The following is a 22727-nucleotide window of genomic DNA, read 5'->3' as shown; positions in this document are numbered from 1 at the left end:
CATGCTGCTGCGCCGGTTGGAGTACCTCGCGGCGCTCGCACGCGAGGAGCACTTCGGCCGCGCCGCCGAGGCGTGCCACGTGACGCAGCCGGCCCTGTCGGCAGGCATCCGCAAGCTGGAGCAGGAGCTCGGCGTCCAGGTCGTCAAGCGGGGCCAGCGGTTCGAGGGCTTCACCCCCGAGGGCACCGAGGTCCTGCGCTGGGCGCAGCGGATGATCGCCGAGCGCACCGCCCTCGACCAGACGATCGCCACCATGCGCGCCGGCCTGACCGGCACCCTGCGGATCGGCGCGATCCCGACGGCGCTGACGGTGTCGCCGCTGCTCACCACACCGGTGCGCGCGCGGCACCCGCTGGTCGGCGTCCGGCTGCTGTCGATGTCCTCGCGCGAGATCGTCCACCGGCTCAACGACTTCGACATCGACGTCGGCATGACCTACGTCGACGGCGAGCCGCTCGGCCAGGTGCGCGTCGTCCCGCTCTACCGCGAGCGCTACCTGCTGCTCACGCCCGCCGACGGCGAGCACGGCACCCGCACGTCGGTCACCTGGGACGACGCCGCCCGCGCGCCGCTGTGCCTGCTGACCGGCGACATGCAGAACCGCCGGATCATCGACGGCCACCTCGCCGACACCGGCCGCACCGCGCACGTCGTCGTCGAGACCGACACCGTGTCGGCCGTCTACGCGCACGTGGCCTCGATGGGCCTGTGCAGCGTGGTCCCGCACGCGTGGCTGCCGACGTTCGGCGTCCCGGAGGGGCTGCGCGCCGTCCCGCTGCCGACGCCGCGCCGCAGCCACCAGGTGGGGCTCGTGCTCGCCGGGCACGGCCCGGAGTCGCTGCTGGCCCGGGCGATGGTCGAGACCGCACGCGAGGTCGACCTCGCCGCGCTGCTCGACCAGGCCTCCGGCCACTGATCATCGACGTTTCCCGCCCGATCCACGGTTCCTCTTTGACCGCGGCACGTCGCGCTTCCTAGGGTCGCAGCGGGCGTCCGGGAGCCCTTTCCGGGTCGACCCCTGCTCCCGACGTCGACCCGAGGAGGTGCGCGTGCCCGCGCTCTCGTTCCTGGACCGCGCCCACACCGTCGCCCCACCGGGCTACAGCCGCTGGCTCATCCCGCCCGCCGCGCTCGCCGTCCACCTCTGCATCGGCCAGGTCTACGCGACCAGCGTCTACAAGGACGCGCTCGTCCACCACTTCGACACCAGCCTGACCGCGATCGGCTTCGTCTTCTCGATCGCGATCGTGATGCTCGGCGTCTCCGCCGCGCTCTTCGGCACCTGGGTCGACCGGGTCGGGCCGCGCCGCACCATGTTCACCGCCGCGTGCTGCTGGGGTGCGGGCTTCCTCGTCGCCGCGGCCGGCATCGGCACCGAGCAGCTCTGGCTCGTCTACCTCGGGTACGGCGTGATCGGCGGCATCGGGCTCGGTCTCGGCTACATCTCGCCGGTCTCGACGCTGATCAAGTGGTTCCCCGACCGCCCCGGCCTCGCGACCGGCATGGCGATCATGGGCTTCGGCGGCGGCGCCATGGTCGCCGCTCCCCTGTCCCGCGAGCTCCTCGCCCGCTTCGGCGGCGCGAGCCCCGACGGCGACGCGGTGATGAAGCTCTTCCTCACCCTCGGCGTGGCCTACTTCGTCGTCATGATGTTCGGCGTCTTCACGGTGCGCGTGCCCGCCCCGGGCTGGACGCCGGCCGGCTTCGACCCCGCCGCCAGCACTGCGAAGCCGATGGTCACCACCGCGAGCGTCTCGGCCGCCAACGCCATCAGGACCCCGCAGTTCTGGCTGCTCTGGGTGGTGCTGCTCTGCAACGTCACCGCCGGCATCGGCATCCTCGAGCAGGCCGCCGAGATGATCCAGGACTTCTTCCGCGACGCCGCCGACCCGGCGACCTCGACGGTGACGGTCGTCGTCGCCGCGGGCTTCGTCGGCCTGCTGTCGCTGGCCAACATGGGCGGGCGCCTCGCCTGGTCGACGGCTTCCGACTACATCGGGCGCAAGAACACCTACGTGATGTACCTCGGCGTCGGCATGGTGCTCTACCTGCTCCTCGCCACCGTCGGCGCGAGCTCGACGCCGCTGTTCGTCGTGCTGTGCGCGGTGATCATCTCCTACTACGGCGGCGGGTTCGCGACCGCGCCGGCGTACCTGCGCGACCTGTTCGGCACCTACCAGGTCGGCGCGATCCACGGCCGGCTGCTGACCGCGTGGTCGACGGCGGGCGTGCTCGGGCCGGTCATCGTCAACGGCGTCCTCGACAGCCGCGACGCGGTCGCCGTCGGCGGGGGCAAGGAGGTGCTGCTCGCTGCCGACTACCGGCCCGCGTTGTACATCATGGTGGGAGTGCTCGCCATCGGCTTCGTCGCCAACCTGCTCATCCGTCCCGTCGCCGCACGCTTCCACGAGGAGGAGTCCGCATGAACGACAACCCCAGCCAGGCCGCCCGGGTCGCGGTCGCCTGGACCATCGTCGGCATCCCCCTGGTCTACGGGCTCGCCAACGCGGTCAAGGCCGCCGCCCAGCTGTTCACGGGGTGAGCCGGCGATGACCGAGGCCACGATCACCCGACTGCTCGCCGAGGCCCGCCGCGGCCTCGACCGGCTCACCCCCGCCGACGCCTACGTCGCCCAGCAGGGCGGCGCGCTGCTGGTCGACGTACGGCGCGAGGACCAGCGCGAGCGCTTCGGTGCCCCGCCCGGTGCACTCCCCATCGACCTGACGATCCTCGAGTGGCGGCTCGACCCGACCAGTCCGTGGCGGCTGCCGCTCGCGGTGGCCGGGCTGCGGCCGGTCGTGTTCTGCCAAGAGGGGTTCAGCTCGTCGCTGGCCGCGGCCCGGCTCCAGGCGCTGGGGCTGACCGGGGCGACCGACATCGACGGCGGCTTCGGTGCCTGGGCGGCGGCCGGGCTGCCGGTGGCCGACACCCTTCCGGAGCGCGTCTTCTAGCGGACGACCTCGCGCGCCGCGCCGCCGTCGACCCGGCGGGTCCAGCCGCGCCCGTCGAGGTGCTCCAGGAGCGGGATGAGCACCCGGCGCGTCGTGCCGAGCGCCTGGCGCGCGGCGCTCGCGGTGAACGGCTGGTCGAGGCCGGACAGCACCCGCATCGCGGCCACCGGCCCTGTCGGGAGCAGGACGACGCCCGGCGCGACCCGCAGCAGCCGGCCCTGCCGCTCGGCGGCGGCGAGCTCGCGCGGACCGAGCCCGAGCCGGGTCAGGTCGTCGGCCTCGGGGGCCGCGAACGGGTGCTCGGCCAGCCGCTCCTCGAGCGTGGCGACGGCGGCCTCGGCCGGACCGAGCCCTGCGGGGCGGTCGGCCGCACGGACGTAGCCGCCCTCCGCGACCAGCCCGGCCGTGCGCACCACCAGGTCGACGAGCTCGTCCGCCGGGACGCCGGCCGCGGCGCGCACCGCGCCCCGGGAGAGGCCGACCGCCAGCGGGTCGTGCTCGTGGTTGTCGGCGACCGCGCGCGCCAGCCGGTCGGCCCAGCCGGCGCACGAGGTCGCGTCGACCCACCAGCCCTGCTCGGCCAGCACGCCGGCAGGTGGCTCGGCTGCGTCCGTCGCGAGCAGGCCCAGCAGCCGCAGCCGCGCCACCGGGACGGCGCCGCGGCGCGCCACCTCGGCGGCCAGGTCTCCGTCCGGGCCACGGCTCGCCAGCACCTCCGCGCGCCGCGCCGCATCGCCCCGCCGCCGCAGCTCGGGCGGATCCGCGTCGAGCACGAGCGCACCCACGACGAGACCGCTGCCCGGGTCGCGCAGCACCAGCCGGTCTCCGATCGCCAGCGGCAGCGGGTGCTCCAGGCGCAGCCGCAGGTGCGCGTCGCCGAGCGGCCGCCCCCGCACCGGGACGGCGGCGGTGCCCACGTGCAGCCGCAGCTGCTCGGGCAGCGGGCCCTCCGGTCCCCTCGTGCGGCGGACGTCGACCAGCGCGGAGGTCTGCCAGGTGCCGGGCGCGACCACCGCGTCACCGCGGCCGACCTCGTCGGCGGACGGACCGCGGAGGTTGAGCGCGACCCGTCGTACCGGCTCGGCGAGGTCGCGGTGACCGCCCTCGCTCTCGATCCGGCGCACGGTCGCGGCGCGGGCGCCGTACCGGCCGAGGAGCTCGACCTCGTCGCCCACCGCGATGGCCCCCGTGGCGAGCGTGCCCGTGACGACGGTGCCCGCGCCGGCGACGCTGAACGAGCGGTCGACCCAGAGGCGCAGCCGGCCGGCGGCGGGCGCGGGGGTGGCCGTGAGGACGTCCTCGAGCGCGGCGACCAGGCTCGGGAGTCCGGCCCGGGTGACGGCCGAGACCGCGACGACCGGGGCGTCGGCGAGGCCGGTCCCGGCGAGGCCCTCGGCCACCTGGGTGCGGGTCGCGGCGAGCTGCTCCGGCGTCGCCCGGTCGGCCCGGGTCAGCGCGACCACACCGCGGTCGATGCCGAGCGCGGCGACGGCGTCGCGGTGCTCGTCGCTCTGCGCCCGCCACCCCTCGTCGGCGGCGACGACGAACAGCACGACGGGCGCCGGCCCGAGGCCGGCCAGCATGTTGCCGACGAACCGCTGGTGGCCCGGCACGTCGACGAAGGCGACGTGCGCGCCGCGGGGCAGCGTCGTCCAGGCGTAGCCGAGGTCGATGGTGAGCCCGCGCCGGCGCTCCTCGGCCCACCGGTCCGGCTCGATGCCGGTCAGCGCGCGGACCAGCGTGCTTTTGCCGTGGTCGACGTGGCCGGCGGTCGCGACGACGTACGCCATCAGCGGGCTTCGAGCACGCGGCGCAGGGCCGACAGGAGGCGGTCGTCGTCGTCCTCGGGGACGCAGCGCAGGTCGACCAGGCAGGCGCCGTCATGGACCCGGGGCAGCACCGCCGGGTCGCCGGTGCGCAGCGGGCCGGCGGCGCTCTCGGGCAGCCGGAGCGCCCACCCGGCGAGCGGTACGCCGGGCGCTCCTCCCCCGCCGACCCGGCCGTCGTGGGCGACCACCGGCAGGCCGAGCGCGTCGGCGAGGCGCTCGGTGCGGCGGTGGAGGGCGTCCGGATCGGCGTGCAGCGCCGCCGTGACCGGTGACGGCGGGCCGCTCAAGGTGGCCTCGAGCGCGGCCAGGGTGAGCTTGTCGACCCGGACCGCGCGGGCCAGCGGGTGCTTCGCGAGCCGCTCGATCAGCTGCTTCGAGCCGAGCAGGAGCCCTGCTTGCGGGCCGCCGAGCAGCTTGTCGCCACTCGCGATGACGAGGTCGGCGCCGGCGTCGAGCGCCGTCGTGGCGTCGGGCTCGTCGGGCAGCGCCGGGTCGGGGTGGAGCAGGCCGCTGCCCAGGTCGGCCACCACCGGCAGGTCGCCGACCGCGGCCCGGAGCTCGGCGACGGTGACCTCGCTGGTGAAGCCCTCGACCCGGAAGTTGCTGGGGTGGACCTTGAGCACGCAGCCGGTGTTCGGCCCGATGGCGTCGACGTAGTCGCGCAGGTGCGTCCGGTTGGTCGCGCCGACCTCGCGCAGCCGCGCACCCGTCGAGGCGATGAGGTCCGGCAGCCGGAAGCCCGCCCCGATCTCGACCATCTCGCCGCGGCTGACCACCACCTCGCGGCCGGCGGCCAGCGCGGTCGTGGCGAGCACCAGCGCGGCGGCGCCGTTGTTGACCACGAGCGCGTCCTCGGCGGCCGGGCAGGCCGCCCGCAGCGCCGCCCGGGCCTGGAGACCCCGCTGCGAGCGGGCTCCGGTCGCGAGGTCGAGCTCGACGTCGACGTACCGGGCGGCGGAGACGAGCGCCTCGACGGCCGCCGGGCCGAGCGGCGCGCGGCCGAGGTTCGTGTGGACGACGACGCCGGTCGCGTTGAGCACCGGGCGCAGCGTGGTGGCGCTCGCGCGGACCCGCGCGAGCACGGCGGACTCGACGTCCTCGGGGGCGATCCGGCCCTCGCGCGCCTGCTGCTGGACGTCGCGGACCAGCGCGAGCAGGTGGTCGGTGCGCGGGATCCGGCGCCGGGGGTCGTCCTGGTTCACCGGTCCTCCTGGGTCCACCTCGTCGGCTCGTGGCGGAGGCGGACGGGAATCGAACCCGCCAGGCCGAGCTGCTCGGCCTCCTCGGTTTTGAAGACCGGGGGGCCCACCAGGAACCCATACGCCTCCCCGCCGGGACCAACCTAGTCGGCCGTAGGGTCGAGCCATGTCTGCACCCGCCGAGGTCGGTCGCCTGACGAGCTATGCGCACGGGGGCGGGTGCGCCTGCAAGATCCCGCCCGGCGAGCTCGAGGACGCGGTCCGCGACCTCGTCGGCCAGACCGGGCCGGACATCCTCGTCGGCGTCGACGACGGCGACGACGCGGCCGCCGTCCGGGTGCGGGACGACCTGGCCGTCCTCTCGACCGCCGACTTCTTCACCCCCGTCGTCGACAGCCCCTACGACTGGGGCCGGATCGCCGCCGCCAACGCCCTCTCCGACGTCTACGCCATGGGCGGGACGCCCGTCGTCGCGATCAACCTCATGGGCTGGCCGCGCGACGTCCTCCCGACCGAGCTCCTGCGCGAGGTGCTCCGCGGCGGCCTCGACGTCGCCACCCTGGCCGGCTGCCCCGTCATCGGCGGCCACACCATCGACGACCCCGAGCCCAAGTACGGCATGGCCGTCACCGGCGTCGCCCACCCCGACCGGCTCCTGCGCAACGACGCCGCCGTCGCCGGCCTGCCCCTCACCCTCACCAAGCCGATCGGCGTCGGCCTCCTCAACAACCGCCACAAGCAGACCGGCGAGGTCTTCCCCCACGCCGTCGAGCTGATGGCCTCCCTCAACCGCGACGCCTCCGCCGCCGCCCTCGCCGCGGGCGCCCGGGCCGCCACCGACGTCACCGGCTTCGGCCTCCTCGGCCACCTCCACAAGCTGTGCCGCGCCTCCGGCGTCGGCGCCGTGGTGGACCTCGGCGCCGTACCGGTCGTCGACGGCGCCGTGGTCGCGCTCGCCGCCGGCTACGTGTCGGGCGGGACCCGGCGCAACCTCGACTGGGTCCGCCCGCACCTGCGCCCCGGCGCCGGGGTCGGCGAGGACGACCTGCTGCTGCTCGCCGACGCGCAGACGTCAGGCGGGCTGCTGATCGTGGGCGAGGTGCCGGGGTACCCGGTGGTCGGCCACACGGTGGCGAGCCCCGGCATCGAGGTCGGCCGCTGACCGTCGTACCGGACAAAATGGTCGTGATTTCGGCGAATTCACGACCATTTCGTCCGGTACGACGGTCAGCCGGGATCTGTCCTTGCACAAGACGCTCCACCGACCTAGCCTGAGAGCGAACCCGGCAGTCCGCCCTTCATCGGCGGCCTAACCGGGTTCGCTTCTTTTCGGGAGCGTCCCGTCCCGGATGATCGGCGCCACCGCGGTGCGCCAGTCACCGCTGCGGTGCACGCACCACGCCGTGGCATCGCTGAGCCAGAGCAAGGGCTCCTCGACCGCGCGCAGGTGAATCACCTCCGACCGCAGCTGCCGAGCGACAGCCGCGTCGAGGGCGACTGCTGCGTCGTCGCGCTCGACGACCACACGCTGGGCCGCAGTCGCTCGTGCCTCCTCCAGGACCGCGCCTATCAGCTCCGCCCTCGCCTCCCGCGGATCGCGGACCTTCGACCGGTAGACGACCGCCGTCACGTCCAGACCGGCGATCACCTCGATCGCGCGCCGGCGGTGAGCGTGGCTCATCTTCTGGAAGTGCAGGCGCGCCTGGTTCGACCGCAGCAGCGACCTGAGCTCGCGACGAATGCTGACGACCTTCGCCGAGGAGACCCAGGTCGCGACCACCAGGTAGTCGCTCGCCTTGCTCTCGTCGACCACGACGTGTGCTCCCCGAGGCAGGCTCGGCGCGGGCACGGGCATGCCCCGAGCGAACCAGAGAACGGGTGCTGCTGCGCTCCGCCGTCCACAGCCTCCCGGTACGACGGTCAGCCGGCCGTGGTGATCGAGTCGCCCGTCTCGCCCGCCGCCCGCCGCGCCGCCAACCGCCGCCGCTGCGGCTCGATGACGTAGCGCGGGTCCTTGGTCGAGTGGATGCCGGCCTCGAAGACGCCGAAGCGGGTGAGGGCCGAGGCGCCCATCAGGGCCAGGCCCGCGACGACCGCGACCGGACGACGACGTCCGCCGGCGAGCACGCCGACCGCGCCGGCGACGGCGAGGCGCTCGCTCCAGCGGAGCATCGTGCCGGCGGAGCCGTGGTGGAGGGGCTCGGCGGCGACGGGGTCCATCCGGCGCTCCATGGCCTTCATCGCCACGACGTCGCCGACCACGCCCAGGACCGCGAGGACCCGGGCGGGCCCGGCCTCGGACACGGGCGTGGTGACCATGGCCAGGCCGGCCGAGGCGAGGCTCGCCGAGCTGACGAAGACGAACGGCAGGTCGCGGTGGGTGGCGTTCCAGGTGGGGACGGCCGTGTCGGCGAGCAGGACGGCGGTGTAGCCGGCCAGCGGCGCCGCGAACACTGCTGCCTCGATACCCGCGGGCCCCTCGAGGGCGCGCAGCACTGGTCGCAGCGGGCCCAGGGGCAGTCGCGCGCCGGCCAGCCGGTCGACCTCGGCACCGACGGTGACGGTCAGACCGCCTGCGAAGGCGGTGAGGATCCACGAGCCGACACTCATCGGGGAGGTCACCTTGAAGGTCCGCAGCATGTTGTAGAACCGGCTCGGCTTGCCGAGGTCGGCGACGAGCGCGACGCCGCCGAGACCGACCGCGGCCATCGCCGACAGACGCGCGTTGCGGCGCAGCAGCGTGCGGCCGGTCAGCTGGGCGCCCGCGGCGAGGAGGCCGGAGCCGCCGGCGATCCCGCCGAGGAAGAGGTACGCCGGGATCTCGTGCCCCCACGGCGGGGCCTTCACGATCGGCTTGTCGTAGTACGACGTGAACTCGGCCTCCGGGACCATCAGCTCCTCGGCCCGACCGCCCCGCCGCCCGCCAGGACGGCGCCGCCCGCCGGCCCCGCGCCGCCGGCGGCGCACCTCCGGCGGCCGCAGCTCGTCGTACTCGCTCATCAACGCCCCTTCCAGAACGCGACCGCGGCCGCCGCGACCATCCCGGCCATGGCGACGCCCGCGCGCTTGTACATCGTCGGCAGGTCGGCCGTGCAGACCCGCGGGTCGGGCGGCAGCCCGTAGACCTCGGGCTCGTCGAGGAGCAGGAAGACCGAGCCGGTGCCGCCGACGCCGTCGAGCTCGTTGGCGCCGTAGAGCCGGGCCTCGGTCATCCCCTGCGCGTGCAGCTCGGCCACCCGCTCGCGCGCGGACGCGACCATCGACGTGTGGTCGCCGAACTTGATGGACGTCGTCGGGCACGTCTTCGCGCACGCGGGCGTCTCGTCGTCGAGGAGCCGGTCGTAGCAGAGCGTGCACTTCTGCGCGACGCCCCGCTTGGGCACCGGCGGCTGCTCGCCCTTGCGGTGCCCCTCGCGGTACGTCGGCGCGGCGGTGCCGTCGCTGCGCCGCTCCACGACGCCGAAGGGGCAGCCGGCCACGCAGGTGCCGCAGCCGTTGCAGACGTCGGGCTGGATGACGACGGTCCCGAACTCGGTGCGGAACAGGGCGCCCGTCGGGCACACGTCGAGGCAGCCCGCGTGGGTGCAGTGCTTGCAGACGTCGGAGGCCATCAGCCAGCGGAACTCCGGGGTGTCCGGCGGTGCCACGTCCGGAGCCGGCACCGCTGAAGCAGGAGCGCCGACCGACGGCATCCCCAGCGAGACCAGCGCCCGCCCCGACGTGCGGGCGGCGGCGATCGCGTCACGCCCCTGCTCGACGAACGCCACGTGCCGCCAGGTGCTCGCGCCCAGCGAGACCGTGTTGTCGTACGACATCCCGGTCAGCTCGAGGTCGCCGTCGCGCGGGTTGTGGTTCCACTCCTTGCACGCGACCTCGCAGGCCTTGCAGCCGATGCAGATCGAGGTGTCGGTGAAGAAGCCCTTGCGGGGCGGCTGCTCCATCAGAAGCCCTCCTTCTCCGGATCGGTCACGGCCCGGGTCCCCGTCTCCGGCGTCGTCCCCGCCCGCTGCTGGTACGACGCCACGAGCCGCTGCAGGTCCGCGCCGCGCGGGCGCCGTCCGGCGATCACGTCGCACGAGGCCACCTTCGACTCCTGGATCTGGGTGTTGGGGTCCATCATCACGCCGAGCAGGTCGTTGGCCGCGTCACCCGTGACGACGGCGTCGCTGCCGACCCCCCAGTGGTAGGGCAGGCCGACCTGCTGCACCTCGCGGCCGTTGATGGTCAGGCTCCGGATCCGGTCGGTCACCAGCACCCGCGCCTCGATCGCCGCGCGCGGCGAGACGATCGTCGCCCAGCCGCCGTTGACCAGGCCGCGCTCCGCGGCGAGCTCGGGCGAGACCTCGCAGAACATCTCGGGCTGCAGCTCGGCCAGGTACGGCGACCAGCGGCTCATCCCGCCCGCGGTGTGGTGCTCGGTCAGCCGGTACGTCGTGAACACGTAGGGGTAGACGTCGGCGCCCGGCTCGCCCGCGCTCGGCGCCTCCATGTTGTCCGACCGCGCGAGCAGCACCCGTGCGGGCGCCTGCTGCTGTGCGTAGAGCGCGTTGCGGACCGGCGACTCGGCCGCCTCGTAGTGCGCGGGCAGCGGTCCGTCGACGAGTCCCTTGGGCGTGTAGAGCCAGCCCTTGCCGTCGGCCTGCATGACGAACGGGTCGTCGCCGGCCAGGCCCTCGGCACCGCCGAGCGACGGGTCGGGACGGGCGTGCGGGTGCTTGTCGACGGGGAAGTCGACGTTGTCGGGTCCGACCCACCGGCCTTGCGCGTCGTCCCACGACATGTAGGCCTTGCGCTCGCTCCACGGCTTGCCGTCGCGGTCGGCGGAGGCGCGGTTGTAGAGGATCCGCCGGTCGGCCGGCCACACCCAGCCCCACTCCGACTGGGTCACTCCCCCGCCGCCCTGAGGCACCCGGCGCGCGGCCTGGTTGCGGCCGTCGGCGTAGACGCCGGTGTAGATCCAGCAGCCGCCGGCGGTCGTGCCGTCGGCCTTCATCTCCGTGTACGCCGACAGCGGCGCGCGGTCGTCCACGACGTACCCGTTGATCTCGGCGAGCACCGCCTCCGGGTCCGGGTTGCCGTGGGCGTCGGGCGGGTAGTCCCAGGTGAGGTCGAGCAGCGGCCGGTCGCGCGGGTCGGTCGAGCCGGCCAGCCGCGCCCGGATCCGCACGCCGAGCTCGTGGAAGAAGTCGAGCTCGCTCTGCGCCTGGCCCGGCGGCTGCACGGCCTGGTGCCGCCACTGGAGCATCCGCTGGGTCTGGGTGAACGAGCCGGCCTTCTCGACGTGGGTGGCGGCCGGCATGAAGAAGACCTCGGTCGCGATGTCCTCGGTGCGCAGCTCGCCGGACTCGATCTCGGGCCCGTCCTTCCACCAGGTCGCGGACTCGATCATGTTGAGGTCGCGCACCACCAACCACTTGAGCTGCGCCATCGCGAGCCGCTGCTGGCGGCCGTTGGCCGAGCCCACGGCGGGGTTCTGGCCGAGGACGAAGTAGCCCTCGACCTTGCCGTCGCGCATGTCGGCGGTGGTCTGGTAGGTCCCGTGCGCGCCGCTGAGCCTCGGCAGGTAGTCGTAGGCCCAGTCGTTCTCGGCCGTAGCGGCCTCGCCCCACCAGGCCTTGAGCAGGTTGACGACGTAGGTCTCGGCGTACGCCCAGTAGCCCTTCTGCTGCTTCGAGCCGATCGAGTCGACGTACTCGCGGTAGCTGTCGTGGCGCCCGACGCTCGGCATCGGGAGGTAGCCGGGCAGCAGGTTGAACAGGGTCGGGATGTCGGTCGAGCCCTGGATGCTGGCGTGCCCGCGCAGCGCCATGATGCCGCTGCCGGGCCGGCCGACGTTGCCCATCAGCAGCTGGAGGACGGCGGCCGTGCGGATGAACTGCGCGCCCAGCGTGTGCTGGGTCCAGCCCGTCGCGTAGCCGAAGCAGGTGGTCCGCTCGCGCCCGGAGCTCTCGGCGATCGTGCGGGCGACGTACTCGAAGTCGTCGATGCTGATGCCGCACATGTCGCGCACCATCTCGGGCGTGTAGCGCGAGAAGTGCCGCTTGAGCACCTGGAAGACGGTGCGCGGGTGCTGCAGCGTCTCGTCGCGCAGGACGCTCGCGTGCTCCAGCGGCGGACCGCCGGAACCGTACTCGTGGCCCGCGGCCCGCGCCGATGCGCTGGCGCCGTGCTCCTCGCCGGACGGCCCGGTGACGGTGCCGCCCGCCGGGTCGGCGTAGGCCCAGGTGGACGGGTCGTACTTGCCCGTCTCGGGATCGAAGCCCGAGAACAGGCCGCCGAGGTCCTCGGTGTCGCGGAAGTCCTCGCTGACCAGCGTCGCGGCGTTGGTGAACGCGACGACGTAGTCGTGGAAGTAGAGCTCGTTGCTGATCATGTGGTTGATCAGGCCGCCGAGGAAGACGACGTCCGAGCCGGCCCGGATCGAGACGTGCTTGGTCGCCACGGCCGACGTCCGGGTGAACCGGGGGTCGACGTGGATCATCTTCGCGCCCTTGGCGAGCGCCTCACTGACCCACTGGAAGCCCACGGGGTGCGCTTCGGCCATGTTGCCGCCCATCAGGATGATGCAGTCGGCGTTGGCCATGTCCTGGAGGGACTGCGTGGCACCGCCACGCCCGAACGAGGCTCCCAGACTGGGAACCGTGGCGGAGTGTCAAATACGGGCCTGGTTCTCGATCTGGATGGCGCCGGCGGCCGTGAAGAGCTTCTTGATCAGGTAGTTCTCCTCGTTGTCGAGCGTCGCGCCGCCCAACGAGGCGATCCCCATCGTGCGCCGCAGCGGGCGCCCGTGCTCGTCGTGGTCCTGCCAGCCGTGCCGGCGGGCCGCGAGGAAGCGGTCGGCGATCATGTCGATCGCGGTGTCGCGGTCGAGGTCGGTCCACTCGGTCGCGTGCGGCGCCCGGTAGCGGATCTTCGTCTGGCGCAGGGGGTTGTTGACGAGCTGCTCGCTCGACGAGCCCTTGGGGCACAGCCGCCCACGCGAGATCGGCGAGTCGGGGTCGCCCTCGATCTGGACGACCTTGTCGTCCTTGACGTAGACCTTCTGGCCGCAGCCGACGGCGCAGAACGGGCAGACGCTCTGCACGACCCGGTCGGCCGTGGCGTTGCGGGACTCGATCTGCCGGGTGCGGGCCGACTGCACCGCGGCCCCGCGCCCGGTCCGGTCGCCGGTCAGGACCTGGCGGAGGACGGGCCACTCGAGAGGGCTCCACGCAGCCATGGACCGACCCTACCTCTCGCGACCCGGGACGAGCGCGGCCGCCGCGACCCCCGCGGCGACGCCCAGCAGGGTGTCGGCGCCGCGCGCGACGAGGAGGCCGAGCGGCTCCGTGGGCGCGGCGAGCTCGGTCATGATCATGATTAGCGGCGTGAAGAAGCCGAGCGCGACGCCGTGGTGCCGGCTGAGGAAGAGCTCGGTCGGGAACAGCAGCGCCATCACGACGAGCGCCAGGACGGCGGGCCGCGGCTCGGGCAGCAGCACGACCGCGGTGACGACGAGCCCCGCGAACGTGCCGGCGATCCGGTGCCCCGCCCGCTCGACCACCGCCCGCAGGTCGATCGGGTCGCCCGCCGTCACGATCGCCAGCGGTACGGCGGCCGCGGCCATCGCCCAGTTGGCGTGCTCGACCCCCAGCGCCAGCCCGGCCAGGCCGGCGGTCGCGGTGGCCAGGGCGTAGCGCAGGGCCTGCTTGTAACTACGTGTTCGAACTACTACCCGGGTGTTGTGACCAGCATGAACGCCCGGGTAGAGGTCTGAACACGTAGTTACAAGCGCCGCACCCACGATCCCCAGCCCCAGGCACCACCCCGCGGTCGCCGCGCAGATCAGGACGGCGCCGAGGGGGCTCACGAGGTCCGCGCCGACGCTCGCGGTGGCGCCGAGCGCGAAGATGCCGAAGAACGGCCCGCCCGGGCGCAGTCGCAGCGCGTCGGTGACCAGCGAGCCGAGCGTGGCGAAGGCGGTTACGCAGCCGACGAGCACGCCGGGACCTGCGCCGGTCGCCGCGAGCGTCGTGCCGAGAGCGACCCCGGTGACGAGCATCCCCGCACCGTGGAGCTGGTGCCGCAGCCGCTCCGCGGGTCGCTCGCCCCGGCCGTACATGCCGGCGAAGGAGCCGAGGACGGCGTACAGGATCAGCTCGGGGCGACCCACCGCCAGCAGCACGAGGCCGGGGACGAGCAGCCCGAGCAGGACCCGGGCGGCGTGGCGCCGGTCAGCCGGCGGCGGCACCCGCGCCACCCGCGGGCTCCAGCCGCACGATCACTCCCTTGGAGGTGGGCGTGTTGCTGATCTCGGCGACGCTGTCGAGGGGCACGAGCACGTTGGTCTCCGGGTAGTACGACGCGGCCGAGCCCCGCGCGGCCGGGTAGGCGACCACCCGGAAGCCCTCGGCCCGGCGCTCGCTGCCGTCGGTCCACACGCTGACCAGGTCGACCAGGTCGCGGTCGGCCAGCCCCAGCTCGGCCAGGTCGTCGGGGTTGACCATGACGATCCGCCGGGCGTCGTGGATGCCGCGGTAGCGGTCGTTCATCGCGTAGGGGATGGTGTTCCACTGGTCGTGCGAGCGCAGGGTCTGCAGGACGAGGTGGCCGGCCGGCGGCTCGATCCACTCCGGCTGGTTGACGACGAACACCGCCTTGCCGCTGGGCGTGGGGAACACACCGGAGTTGACCGGGTTGGGCAGCCGGAATCCCCCCGGTACGGCGACCCGCTCGTTGAAGTCCTCGAAGCCGGGCACGACCCGGGCGATCCGGTCGCGGACCAGTGCGTAGTCGGCCTCGAAGTCCTCCCACGGGATCGCGCCGCCGGGGCCGAGGGTGCGCCGGGCCAGCCGGCTGATGATCGCGACCTCGCTGAGCAGGTGCGGCGAGGCGGGCGCCAGCCGGCCACGGGACTGGTGCACCTCGCTCATCGAGTCCTCGACCGTGACGAACTGCTCGCCGCTCGCCTGGACGTCGCGGTCGCTGCGGCCCAGCGTCGGGAGGATCAGCGCCGTCTCGCCGCACACCGTGTGGGAGCGGTTGAGCTTGGTGGAGATCTGCACGGTCAGCGAGCACGACCGCAGCGCGGCCTCGGTGACGTCGCTGTCGGACATCGCCCGCACGAAGTTGCCGGCCACGCCCACGAACACCTTGGCCCGGCCGTCGCGCATCGCCCGGACGCCGGCCACGGAGTCGTAGCCGTGCGCGCGCGGCGGTGCGAAGTCGAACTCGGCGGCCAGCGCGTCGAGGAACCGGTCGGGCACCCGCTCCCAGATGCCCATCGTGCGGTCGCCCTGGACGTTGCTGTGCCCGCGCACCGGGCACACGCCGGCGCCGGGGCGGCCGAGGTTGCCGCGCAGCAGCAGGAAGCTGACGAGCTCGCGGATCGTCGGCACGCCGTGCTTGTGCTGGGTCAGGCCCATCGCCCAGCACACGATGATCCGGCGGCTGGCCAGCACCTGGGCGTGGACCTGCTCGATCTCGGCGCGGGTCAGTCCGGTGGCGGTGAGCACGTGCTCCCACGTGATGGTGCGGGCGTGGGCGGCGAACGCGTCGAAGCCGGTCGTGTGGGCCGCGATGTAGTCGTGGTCGAGGACCGTGCCGGGTGCGGCGTCCTCGGCCTCGAGCAGCAGCCGGTTGAGCATCTGGAAGAGCGCGAGGTCGCCGCCGGGGCGGATCTTGAGGAACTGGTCGGCGATCTCGGTGCCGCGCCCGACCACGCCGCGCGCCTTCTGGGGATTCTTGAAACGGAACAGGCCCGCCTCGGGCAGCGGGTTGACGGCGATCACCTTGCCGCCGTTGCGCTTGGTCTCCTCGAGCGCGGAGAGCATGCGGGGGTGGTTGGTCCCCGGGTTCTGGCCGACCACGAAGACCAGGTCGGACTCGTGGATGTCGTCGAGCGAGACGCTGCCCTTGCCGATGCCGAGGGTCTCCCCCAGGCCCGATCCGCTCGACTCGTGGCACATGTTCGAGCAGTCCGGCAGGTTGTTGGTGCCGTACGCGCGGGCGAAGAGCTGGAGCAGGAAGGCGGCCTCGTTGTTGAGCCGCCCGGACGTGTAGAACATCGCCTCGTCGGGCGAGCCGAGCGCCGTGAGCTCGTCGGCGACGATGCCGAGGGCCTCGTCCCAGCCGATCGGCTCGTAGTGGGTGGCGCCGGGACGCTTGACCATCGGCTCGGTCAGCCGGCCCTGCTGGTTGAGCCACAGGTCGGACTTCCGGTCGAGCTCGTCGACGGGGTGCGCGGCGAAGAACTCGCGCGTCACCCGGCGTGTGGTCGCCTCGTCGCTGACGTGCTTGGCGCCGTTCTCGCAGTACTCGTTCTTGTGCCGGTGCTGCGGGTCGGGCCACGCGCAGCCGGGGCAGTCGATGCCCTCGGCCTGGTTGAGGCTCAGCAGGGTCAGCAGGGTGCGCCTCGGCCCGGCCTGGGCCAGGGAGTACTCCATCGCGTGGGCGACGGCCGGGACGCCGGCGGCCACCCTCTTCGGAGCGGTGACCCGCAGGTCGTCGCGCGGGTCTTCGGTCGGGCCGCTGGCGCTCACCCCTCCAGCGTCCCCTGCTCGTCAATGACCGTCAAAGATCAATCTTCCATCGCTTGATAAGCACTTTCTATGACGCCGGGAGCCCCCGAGGTCCCGTAGAGTCGGCTCGGTGCCGAGCCCCACGCCCCAGGCGGTCCTCGCCCCGCTGACCGAGGCCGCGATCTTCCTGACGCTCACCCTCGAGGACGAGACCCCGGGCTCCGCCACCACGACCGCCACCACGCCCGACCCCACGGCCGACACCGTGCGCGCGCTGCTCGCGGACGTCGGCGGACTGCGCCGCTCGGTCGGCTTCCGGATCCCCGAGGGCGACCTGACCTGTGTCGCCGGCATCGGCGCGACCGCGTGGGACCGGCTCTTCGCCCTCCCCCGGCCGGCCGGGCTGCACCCGTTCCGCGAGGTCACCGGCGCCCGGCACCACGCGCCGGCCACCGCGGGCGACCTCTTCTTCCACCTCCGCGCGCACCGGCTCGACCTCTGCTTCGAGCTCGCCCAGCACCTGGTCGGCCGGCTGGCCGGGGTGGCCCGGGTGGTCGACGAGGTGCACGGTTTCCGCTCCTTCGACCAGCGCGACCTGCTCGGCTTCGTCGACGGCACCGAGAACCCGGAGGGCGACGAGCGGGCCGAGGCCGCGCTCATCGGCGCCGAGGACGCGGCGTACGCCGGGGGCAGCTACGTGATCACCCAGAAGTACGTCCACGACCTCGCCGGCTGGAAGGCGCTCGGCGTCGAGGAGCAGGAGCAGGCCATCGGCCGCACCAAGGCCGACGACGTCGAGCTGCCCGACGACGTGAAGCCGGCCAACTCCCACGTCGCCCTCACCACGATCGTCGACGCCGACGGCACCGAGCGCGACATCCTGCGCGACAACATGCGGTCATGCCGCCACCGAGTTCGACCCTCTCCTTCATCGGCTACGCCAAGGATCCCGGCGTCATCGAGGAGATGCTCGAGAACATGTTCGTCGGCAAGCCGGCCGGCAACCACGACCGGGTGCTCGACTTCTCCGAGGCGCTGACCGGCACGCTCTTCTTCGTCCCCTCGACCGACTTCCTCGACGCCGCCGCGGACGCCGTGGAGCGCTGACCGCCGACCCCCGAGCGCGTGGGTAAGGGTTGCCTTACGTGCGTATCTCACATGATCCCGGTCACCTACTAGTCAGTAGCGGGGGTAGCGTGGCCCCCTGTGGCAACGACGACGCGACCCGAATTGGTGAAGGGCTCCCGTGCAGCCCGTTCGACCATCGCCCTGAAACTCCTCATGGCCGTGAGCGGCCTGCTGTTCATCGGCTTCGTGCTGGGGCACATGTACGGCAACCTCAAGGCCTTCGCCGGTGAGGAGTCCTTCAACGAGTACGCGCACCACCTGCGCGTCCTGGGTGAGCCGATGCTCCCCTACTCGGGCTTCCTCTGGATCATGCGCGTCGGCCTCATCCTCGCCCTGATCGCGCACGTGGCCTCCGCCGTCATCCTGGCCCGCCGCGCGGCCAAGGCCCGGCCGGTCAAGTACGCCGTGAAGAAGAACAACGGCTCGTCGATCTCCTCGCGCACCATGCGCTGGGGCGGCGTGACCCTGCTGGTCTTCATCGTCTGGCACCTGCTCAACTTCACTATCGTCAAGATCAACCCGAGCAACGGTGACACCGGCGGCGACAACCCGTACCACCTGGTCGTCGACACGTTCGACACCTGGTGGATGACGGTCATCTACCTGCTCGCGATGGTGGCGCTCGGCCTGCACCTGCACCACGGCACCTTCAGCTCGCTGCAGACGCTGGGCCTGACCGGCTCGGCCGTCTCGCGAGCGCGTGCCCGGGCGGCCGGCTGGGTCGTGGCGATCGTGGTCGCCGGCGGCTTCTCGCTGGTCCCGCTGTTCGTCCTCGTCGGCATCATCGAGAAGTAAGGACCACCCCAAGATGGCTGGAAGCACCCTCCACGACGGGCTCACCCCCCTCAACGGACCGTCCGAGCAGAAGTCCGACGACGCGCGCGGCTACTACACCCTCGGCGACAAGCTGGTCGACCCGGTCGCGCCGACCGGCCCGATCAAGGACCGCTGGACCACCCGCAAGTTCGAGAACCGCCTGGTCAACCCGGCCAACCGCCGCAAGCTCGACGTCATCATCGTCGGCACCGGCCTGGCTGGCGGCGCCGCCGCCGCCACGCTCGGCGAGGCCGGCTACAACGTGAAGTCGTTCTGCTACCAGGACTCCCCGCGCCGGGCGCACTCGATCGCCGCCCAGGGCGGCATCAACGCGGCCAAGAACTACAAGGAGGACGGCGACTCGACGTTCCGTCTCTTCTACGACACCGTCAAGGGCGGCGACTACCGCTCGCGCGAGTCGAACGTCTACCGCCTGGCCGAGGTCAGCGCCAACATCATCGACCAGTGCGTCGCGCAGGGCGTCCCCTTCGCCCGCGAGTACGGCGGCCTGCTCGACAACCGCTCGTTCGGCGGCGTCCAGGTCTCCCGCACGTTCTACGCCCGCGGCCAGACCGGCCAGCAGCTCCTCATCGGCGCCTACCAGGCGATGGAGCGCCAGGTCGCGGCCGGCACGGTCGAGTCCTTCACCCGCCACGAGATGCTCGAGCTGATCGTCGTCGACGGCAAGGCCCGCGGCATCATCGCCCGCGACATGGTCACCGGTGAGATCGAGACCCACCTCGCCGACGTCGTCGTCCTCGCCACGGGCGGCTACGGCAACGTCTTCTTCCTCTCCACCAACGCGATGGGCTCCAACGTCACCGCTGCGTGGCGTGCGCACCGCAAGGGCGCCTACATGGCGAACCCCTGCTACACGCAGATCCACCCGACGTGCATCCCGGTCTCCGGCGACCACCAGTCGAAGCTGACCCTGATGTCCGAGTCGCTCCGCAACGACGGCCGGATCTGGGTGCCGAAGAAGAAGGAGGACTGCGAGAAGGACCCGCGGGACATCCCCGAGGAGGACCGCGACTACTACCTGGAGCGGATCTACCCGTCCTTCGGCAACCTGGTCCCCCGCGACATCGCCTCCCGCCAGGCCAAGAACATGTGCGACGAGGGTCGCGGCGTCGGCCCGCTCGTGGGCGACTTCCGCCGCGGCGTCTACCTCGACCTCGGCGACGCGATCAAGCGCCTCGGCAAGGACGCCATCGAGGAGAAGTACGACAACCTCCTCGACATGTACGAGCGGATCACGGGCGAGAACCCGTACGAGGTCCCCATGCGGATCTACCCCGCCGTGCACTACGTGATGGGCGGCCTGTGGGTCGACTACCACCTGCAGTCCAACATCCCGGGCCTCTTCGTCTCGGGCGAGGCCAACTTCTCCGACCACGGCGCGAACCGGCTCGGCGCCTCGGCCCTCATGCAGGGCCTGGCCGACGGCTACTTCGTCCTCCCGAACACCATCCGCGACTACCTCGCCGACGGCCCGTTCGAGAAGATCGACGAGACCCACGAGGCCGTCGTCGAGGCGCGCCGGAGCGTCGAGGACCGGGTCCAGAAGTTCCTCTCCATCAACGGCACCCGCAGCGCCGACAGCTACCACAAGGAGCTGGGCAACATCATGTGGGAGTACTGCGGCATGGAGCGGACCGAGGACGGCCTGCGCAAGGCGATCGACATGATCCGCGAGCTCAAGGCCGACTTCTGGTCGAACCTCAAGGTGCTCGGCTCGGCCGACACCCTCAACCAGAGCCTCGAGAAGGCCGGCCGCGTCGCCGACTTCATCGAGCTCGGCGAGCTCATGTGCATCGACGCCCTCAACCGGCGCGAGTCCTGCGGCGGGCACTTCCGTGCCGAGTCGCAGACCGACGACGGCGAGGCGCTGCGCCACGACGACGAGTTCGCCTACGTGGCTGCCTGGGAGTGGGGCGGCGACGAGGGTCAGCCCGTCCTGCACAAGGAGGACCTGATCTACACGGCCATCGAGATGAAGCAGCGGAGCTACAAGTGAGCGCGGGCGGAATGAACCTCACCCTGAAGATCTGGCGCCAGGCCGGACCCAACGACAAGGGCGGACTCCACACCTACCAGGTGGCGGACATCTCCGCGGACATGAGCTTCCTCGAGATGCTCGACGTCCTCAACGAGCAGCTGAACGAGAAGGGCGAGGAGCCCGTCGCGTTCGACTCCGACTGTCGCGAGGGTATCTGCGGCATGTGCTCGCTGATGATCAACGGCGAGGCGCACGGCCCGGAGGTCACCACGACCTGCCAGCTGCACATGCGCTCGTTCAAGGACGGCGACACGATCACCATCGAGCCGTGGCGCGCCGAGCCCTTCCCGGTGGTCAAGGACCTCATCGTCGACCGCTCGGCGTTCGACCGGATCATCCAGTCCGGCGGCTTCATCTCCGCCAACACCGGCTCGGCCCCCGAGGCGAACTCGGTGCCGGCGCCCCGCGACAAGGCCATGCGCGCCTTCAACGTGGCGACCTGCATCGGCTGCGGCGCCTGCGTCGCCGCCTGCCCCAACGGGTCGGCGTCCCTCTTCGTGGGTGCCAAGATCACCCACCTGGGCGAGCTGCCGCAGGGCCAGCCGGAGCGCTGGTCGCGCGTCGTCGACATGGTCGGCCAGCACGACCACGAGGGCTTCGGCGGCTGCACCAACATCGGCGAGTGCGCCGCGGCGTGCCCCAAGGAGATCCCGCTCGACGTGATCTCGCAGCTCAACAAGGACCTGCGCACCGCGCTCAAGAACGGTCACTGACCGCTCCGACGTCCACCCCACGAGCGCCGTACCAGCCCCGGCTGGTGCGGCGCTCGTGTTTTCGCCACGAAGTGCGGGGGTTGCGGGCTCGAAGTGCGGGGGTTGCGGGCTCGAAGTGCGGAGGTTGCGGGCTCGAGGCGGGAAGGACGCAGCAACCTCCCTACTTCGGACCCGCAACCTCCCTACTTCGGACCCGCAACCGGCCCACTTCGCGGGTAGGCGGACCAGCAGTTCTGGCATCCTGCCGTCATGGGGGCCAGCCTGATCCGAGCCTGGGTGCACGAGCGGCACGCGCAGCTGCACATGAAGCGGTGGATGCTGGAGTTCGACCAGCCCGCCGCCGAGCGCGATTTCGTCCGGTACGACGACGAGGCCGGCCTGCGCGACGCCCGCTTCGCGCTGCTGGTGGGCGTCGCCTTCACCGCCGCGTACGGCGCCGTCGACGCCCTCGTCGCCCCGGACTCCCTGCTGGCGAGCAGCCTGCTCCGGGCCACGGTCGTCGTCGTCTTCGTGACGTCGATGGTGACGGTGGCCCGCTGGGGGCTGGTGCGCCGGCACCTCCAGGCGGCGTCGGTGCTGCTGCTGGCCGTGGTCCTGCTGGCACTGGGGCCGGCGCTGGCGCTGGTCGGGGACTTCCCGGCCGAGTACCTGCGCACCTCGGCCACGGTCACCCTGCTCGGCGCGGTCGGCCTGCTCCGGCTGCGGATGCACGCGGTGAGCGCGATCGTGGCGATCTACGTCGCGATCGGGCTGACCCTGCCCGGCGTGCTCCAGGGGGTGGACGCGCTCGGGGCGCACGTGGCGCCGACGGCGGGGCTGGCCGCGATCGCCCTGGTGATCGCCTATGCGCTGGAGAAGCTGCGGCGGACCGACTTCCTGCGCCAGCGCGAGGTCGAGCAGGAGCGGGCGCGCTCCGAGGAGATCCTGCACAACGTGCTGCCGGTGCCGATCGCGCAGCGGCTGCGCACCGAGCGGGGCGCGATCGCGGACTCGGCGCCGAGCGTGAGCGTGCTGTTCTCCGACATCGTCGGTTTCACGCCGGTCTCCGAGGTGCTCAGCCCCGAAGAGCTGGTGGCGCTGCTCGACACGATGTTCCGCGAGTTCGACGCGCTGTGCGACCGGCGCGGGATCGAGAAGATCAAGACCGTCGGTGACGCCTACATGGCCGTCGCCGGCCTGCCGACGCCCGACGCCGACCACGCCGCCTCGCTGGCCGAGCTCGCCCTCGACATGCAGCGCACCCTGGCCCGCCTCTCCCCCACCTGGCCGAGCCCGATCGCGATGCGGATCGGCATCGCGTCCGGGCCCGTCGTGGCCGGGGTGATCGGGCAGCGGAAGTTCACCTACGACCTGTGGGGCGACACGGTCAACACCGCCAGCCGCATGGAGTCGCACGGCCGGCCGCACCGGATCCAGGTCTCCGCGGCCACGCACGCGCTGCTCGAGACCCGCTACGCGTTCAGCGACCCGCAGGTCGTCGAGGTCAAGGGCAAGGGGCCGATGACGACGTACTACCTGCTGGGCGCGTCCTAG

At 72.6% G+C, this 22727-nt stretch carries 19 protein-coding genes and 1 tRNA gene; 11 read left to right on the top strand and 9 right to left on the bottom strand.

Features of this window, described 5'->3' with window-relative positions; translation table 11 throughout:
* Position 1: 1 nt before the first annotated feature.
* The 4 genes from BM223_RS26445 to BM223_RS26435 all read left to right on the top strand — a co-directional run bounded on the left by BM223_RS26445 (position 2) and on the right by BM223_RS26435 (position 2951).
* Positions 2 to 916 carry a LysR family transcriptional regulator gene (locus BM223_RS26445; protein ID WP_038677462.1) on the top strand — a complete coding sequence of 305 codons (915 nt, stop codon included), beginning with the start codon at positions 2 to 4 and terminating at the stop codon, positions 914 to 916.
* Between the two features lie 133 nt (positions 917 to 1049).
* Complete coding sequence (locus tag BM223_RS26440) at positions 1050 to 2426, top strand: L-lactate MFS transporter (RefSeq protein WP_038677461.1); 1377 nt, start codon at positions 1050 to 1052, stop codon at positions 2424 to 2426.
* On the top strand, positions 2423 to 2542 hold the full coding sequence (locus BM223_RS30260; protein WP_425319926.1) for an MFS transporter small subunit: 120 nt from the start codon (positions 2423 to 2425) through the stop codon (positions 2540 to 2542). Before BM223_RS26440 ends, BM223_RS30260 begins: the two co-directional genes overlap by 4 nt.
* Positions 2543 to 2549: 7 nt before the next feature.
* Positions 2550 to 2951, top strand: a complete 402-nt coding sequence (locus BM223_RS26435; protein WP_038677460.1) for a rhodanese-like domain-containing protein — start codon at positions 2550 to 2552, stop codon at positions 2949 to 2951.
* On the opposite strand, the gene selB is transcribed toward BM223_RS26435, so the two are convergent.
* From selB to BM223_RS26420, 3 genes are all read right to left on the bottom strand, one after another.
* Entirely contained in the window at positions 2948 to 4741 is a 1794-nt protein-coding gene (selB, locus tag BM223_RS26430; protein ID WP_038677459.1) for a selenocysteine-specific translation elongation factor, read from the bottom strand. The two genes, BM223_RS26435 and selB, sit on opposite strands and share 4 nt — an antisense overlap.
* Positions 4741 to 5982 (bottom strand): L-seryl-tRNA(Sec) selenium transferase, encoded by a 1242-nt coding sequence (gene selA / locus BM223_RS26425; RefSeq protein WP_052138330.1) that lies wholly within the window; start codon positions 5980 to 5982, stop codon positions 4741 to 4743. The genes selB and selA overlap by 1 nt, the downstream gene beginning before the upstream one ends.
* A gap of 30 nt (positions 5983 to 6012) precedes the next feature.
* Positions 6013 to 6108: transfer RNA gene (locus BM223_RS26420), tRNA-Sec, on the bottom strand.
* Between the two features lie 37 nt (positions 6109 to 6145).
* On the opposite strand from BM223_RS26420, the gene selD reads away from it, so the two are divergent.
* A complete protein-coding gene (gene selD / locus BM223_RS26415) occupies positions 6146 to 7141 on the top strand; it encodes a selenide, water dikinase SelD (protein ID WP_038677458.1) in 996 nt (331 codons plus the stop codon).
* A 147-nt stretch (positions 7142 to 7288) separates the two neighbouring features.
* Here the strand turns inward: selD and BM223_RS26410 are convergent, their stop codons facing one another.
* The 6 genes from BM223_RS26410 to BM223_RS26380 form a co-directional block, all read right to left on the bottom strand.
* Complete coding sequence (locus BM223_RS26410) at positions 7289 to 7792, bottom strand: hypothetical protein (protein WP_038677457.1); 504 nt, start codon at positions 7790 to 7792, stop codon at positions 7289 to 7291.
* 107 nt (positions 7793 to 7899) lie between these two features.
* Positions 7900 to 8979 carry an NrfD/PsrC family molybdoenzyme membrane anchor subunit gene (nrfD, locus tag BM223_RS26405; protein WP_038677456.1) on the bottom strand — a complete coding sequence of 360 codons (1080 nt, stop codon included), beginning with the start codon at positions 8977 to 8979 and terminating at the stop codon, positions 7900 to 7902.
* Positions 8979 to 9920 carry a 4Fe-4S dicluster domain-containing protein gene (locus BM223_RS26400; protein WP_052138329.1) on the bottom strand — a complete coding sequence of 314 codons (942 nt, stop codon included), beginning with the start codon at positions 9918 to 9920 and terminating at the stop codon, positions 8979 to 8981. The genes nrfD and BM223_RS26400 overlap by 1 nt, the downstream gene beginning before the upstream one ends.
* Positions 9920 to 13198, bottom strand: a complete 3279-nt coding sequence (gene fdh, locus BM223_RS26395) for a formate dehydrogenase (protein ID WP_248700264.1) — start codon at positions 13196 to 13198, stop codon at positions 9920 to 9922. Before fdh ends, BM223_RS26400 begins: the two co-directional genes overlap by 1 nt.
* A 9-nt stretch (positions 13199 to 13207) precedes the next feature.
* A complete protein-coding gene (locus BM223_RS26385) occupies positions 13208 to 14209 on the bottom strand; it encodes an FUSC family protein (protein ID WP_218030678.1) in 1002 nt (333 codons plus the stop codon).
* Entirely contained in the window at positions 14193 to 16499 is a 2307-nt protein-coding gene (locus BM223_RS26380) for an FdhF/YdeP family oxidoreductase (protein WP_038677452.1), read from the bottom strand. Before BM223_RS26380 ends, BM223_RS26385 begins: the two co-directional genes overlap by 17 nt.
* Before the next feature lie 109 nt (positions 16500 to 16608).
* Here BM223_RS26380 and BM223_RS26375 point away from each other — a divergent pair, with 109 nt between their 5' ends.
* The 6 genes from BM223_RS26375 (at position 16609) to BM223_RS26355 (ending at position 22727) form a co-directional block, all read left to right on the top strand.
* Complete coding sequence (locus BM223_RS26375) at positions 16609 to 17517, top strand: Dyp-type peroxidase (protein ID WP_250636631.1); 909 nt, start codon at positions 16609 to 16611, stop codon at positions 17515 to 17517.
* Positions 17457 to 17585 carry a Dyp-type peroxidase gene (locus BM223_RS30165; RefSeq protein WP_250636630.1) on the top strand — a complete coding sequence of 43 codons (129 nt, stop codon included), beginning with the start codon at positions 17457 to 17459 and terminating at the stop codon, positions 17583 to 17585. Before BM223_RS26375 ends, BM223_RS30165 begins: the two co-directional genes overlap by 61 nt.
* Positions 17586 to 17759: 174 nt before the next feature.
* Positions 17760 to 18401 carry a succinate dehydrogenase cytochrome b subunit gene (locus BM223_RS26370; protein WP_235319178.1) on the top strand — a complete coding sequence of 214 codons (642 nt, stop codon included), beginning with the start codon at positions 17760 to 17762 and terminating at the stop codon, positions 18399 to 18401.
* Positions 18402 to 18414: 13 nt separating this feature from the next.
* Complete coding sequence (locus tag BM223_RS26365; RefSeq protein ID WP_038677450.1) at positions 18415 to 20439, top strand: fumarate reductase/succinate dehydrogenase flavoprotein subunit; 2025 nt, start codon at positions 18415 to 18417, stop codon at positions 20437 to 20439.
* An 11-nt stretch (positions 20440 to 20450) separates the two neighbouring features.
* Positions 20451 to 21194 carry a succinate dehydrogenase/fumarate reductase iron-sulfur subunit gene (locus BM223_RS26360; RefSeq protein ID WP_038677449.1) on the top strand — a complete coding sequence of 248 codons (744 nt, stop codon included), beginning with the start codon at positions 20451 to 20453 and terminating at the stop codon, positions 21192 to 21194.
* Positions 21195 to 21443: 249 nt separating this feature from the next.
* Positions 21444 to 22727: an adenylate/guanylate cyclase domain-containing protein gene (locus BM223_RS26355; RefSeq protein WP_052138328.1), complete on the top strand. Its 1284-nt coding sequence runs from the start codon at positions 21444 to 21446 to the stop codon at positions 22725 to 22727.

Origin of the sequence: Pimelobacter simplex (genome assembly GCF_900114845.1) — a bacterium.
GTDB lineage: Bacteria > Actinomycetota > Actinomycetes > Propionibacteriales > Nocardioidaceae > Nocardioides > Nocardioides simplex.
The sequence above is the reverse complement of the archived record's forward strand: the minus strand, read 5'-3'. Positions and strand labels throughout refer to the sequence as shown.

Excerpts from the sequence above, each read along its gene's own strand:
- BM223_RS26355 (WP_052138328.1), top strand. The coding sequence starts at position 21,444 with ATGGGGGCCAGCCTGATCCGAGCCTGGGTGCACGAGCGGCACGCGCAG.
- BM223_RS26360 (WP_038677449.1), top strand. The coding sequence starts at position 20,451 with ATGAACCTCACCCTGAAGATCTGGCGCCAGGCCGGACCCAACGACAAG.
- BM223_RS26400 (WP_052138329.1), bottom strand. The coding sequence starts at position 9,920 with ATGGAGCAGCCGCCCCGCAAGGGCTTCTTCACCGACACCTCGATCTGC.
- BM223_RS26370 (WP_235319178.1), top strand. The coding sequence starts at position 17,760 with ATGGCCGTGAGCGGCCTGCTGTTCATCGGCTTCGTGCTGGGGCACATG.
- BM223_RS26435 (WP_038677460.1), top strand. The coding sequence starts at position 2,550 with ATGACCGAGGCCACGATCACCCGACTGCTCGCCGAGGCCCGCCGCGGC.
- BM223_RS30260 (WP_425319926.1), top strand. The coding sequence starts at position 2,423 with ATGAACGACAACCCCAGCCAGGCCGCCCGGGTCGCGGTCGCCTGGACC.
- nrfD (WP_038677456.1), bottom strand. The coding sequence starts at position 8,979 with ATGAGCGAGTACGACGAGCTGCGGCCGCCGGAGGTGCGCCGCCGGCGG.
- BM223_RS26445 (WP_038677462.1), top strand. The coding sequence starts at position 2 with ATGCTGCTGCGCCGGTTGGAGTACCTCGCGGCGCTCGCACGCGAGGAG.
- BM223_RS26365 (WP_038677450.1), top strand. The coding sequence starts at position 18,415 with ATGGCTGGAAGCACCCTCCACGACGGGCTCACCCCCCTCAACGGACCG.
- selD (WP_038677458.1), top strand. The coding sequence starts at position 6,146 with ATGTCTGCACCCGCCGAGGTCGGTCGCCTGACGAGCTATGCGCACGGG.
- selB (WP_038677459.1), bottom strand. The coding sequence starts at position 4,741 with ATGGCGTACGTCGTCGCGACCGCCGGCCACGTCGACCACGGCAAAAGC.
- BM223_RS30165 (WP_250636630.1), top strand. The coding sequence starts at position 17,457 with ATGTTCGTCGGCAAGCCGGCCGGCAACCACGACCGGGTGCTCGACTTC.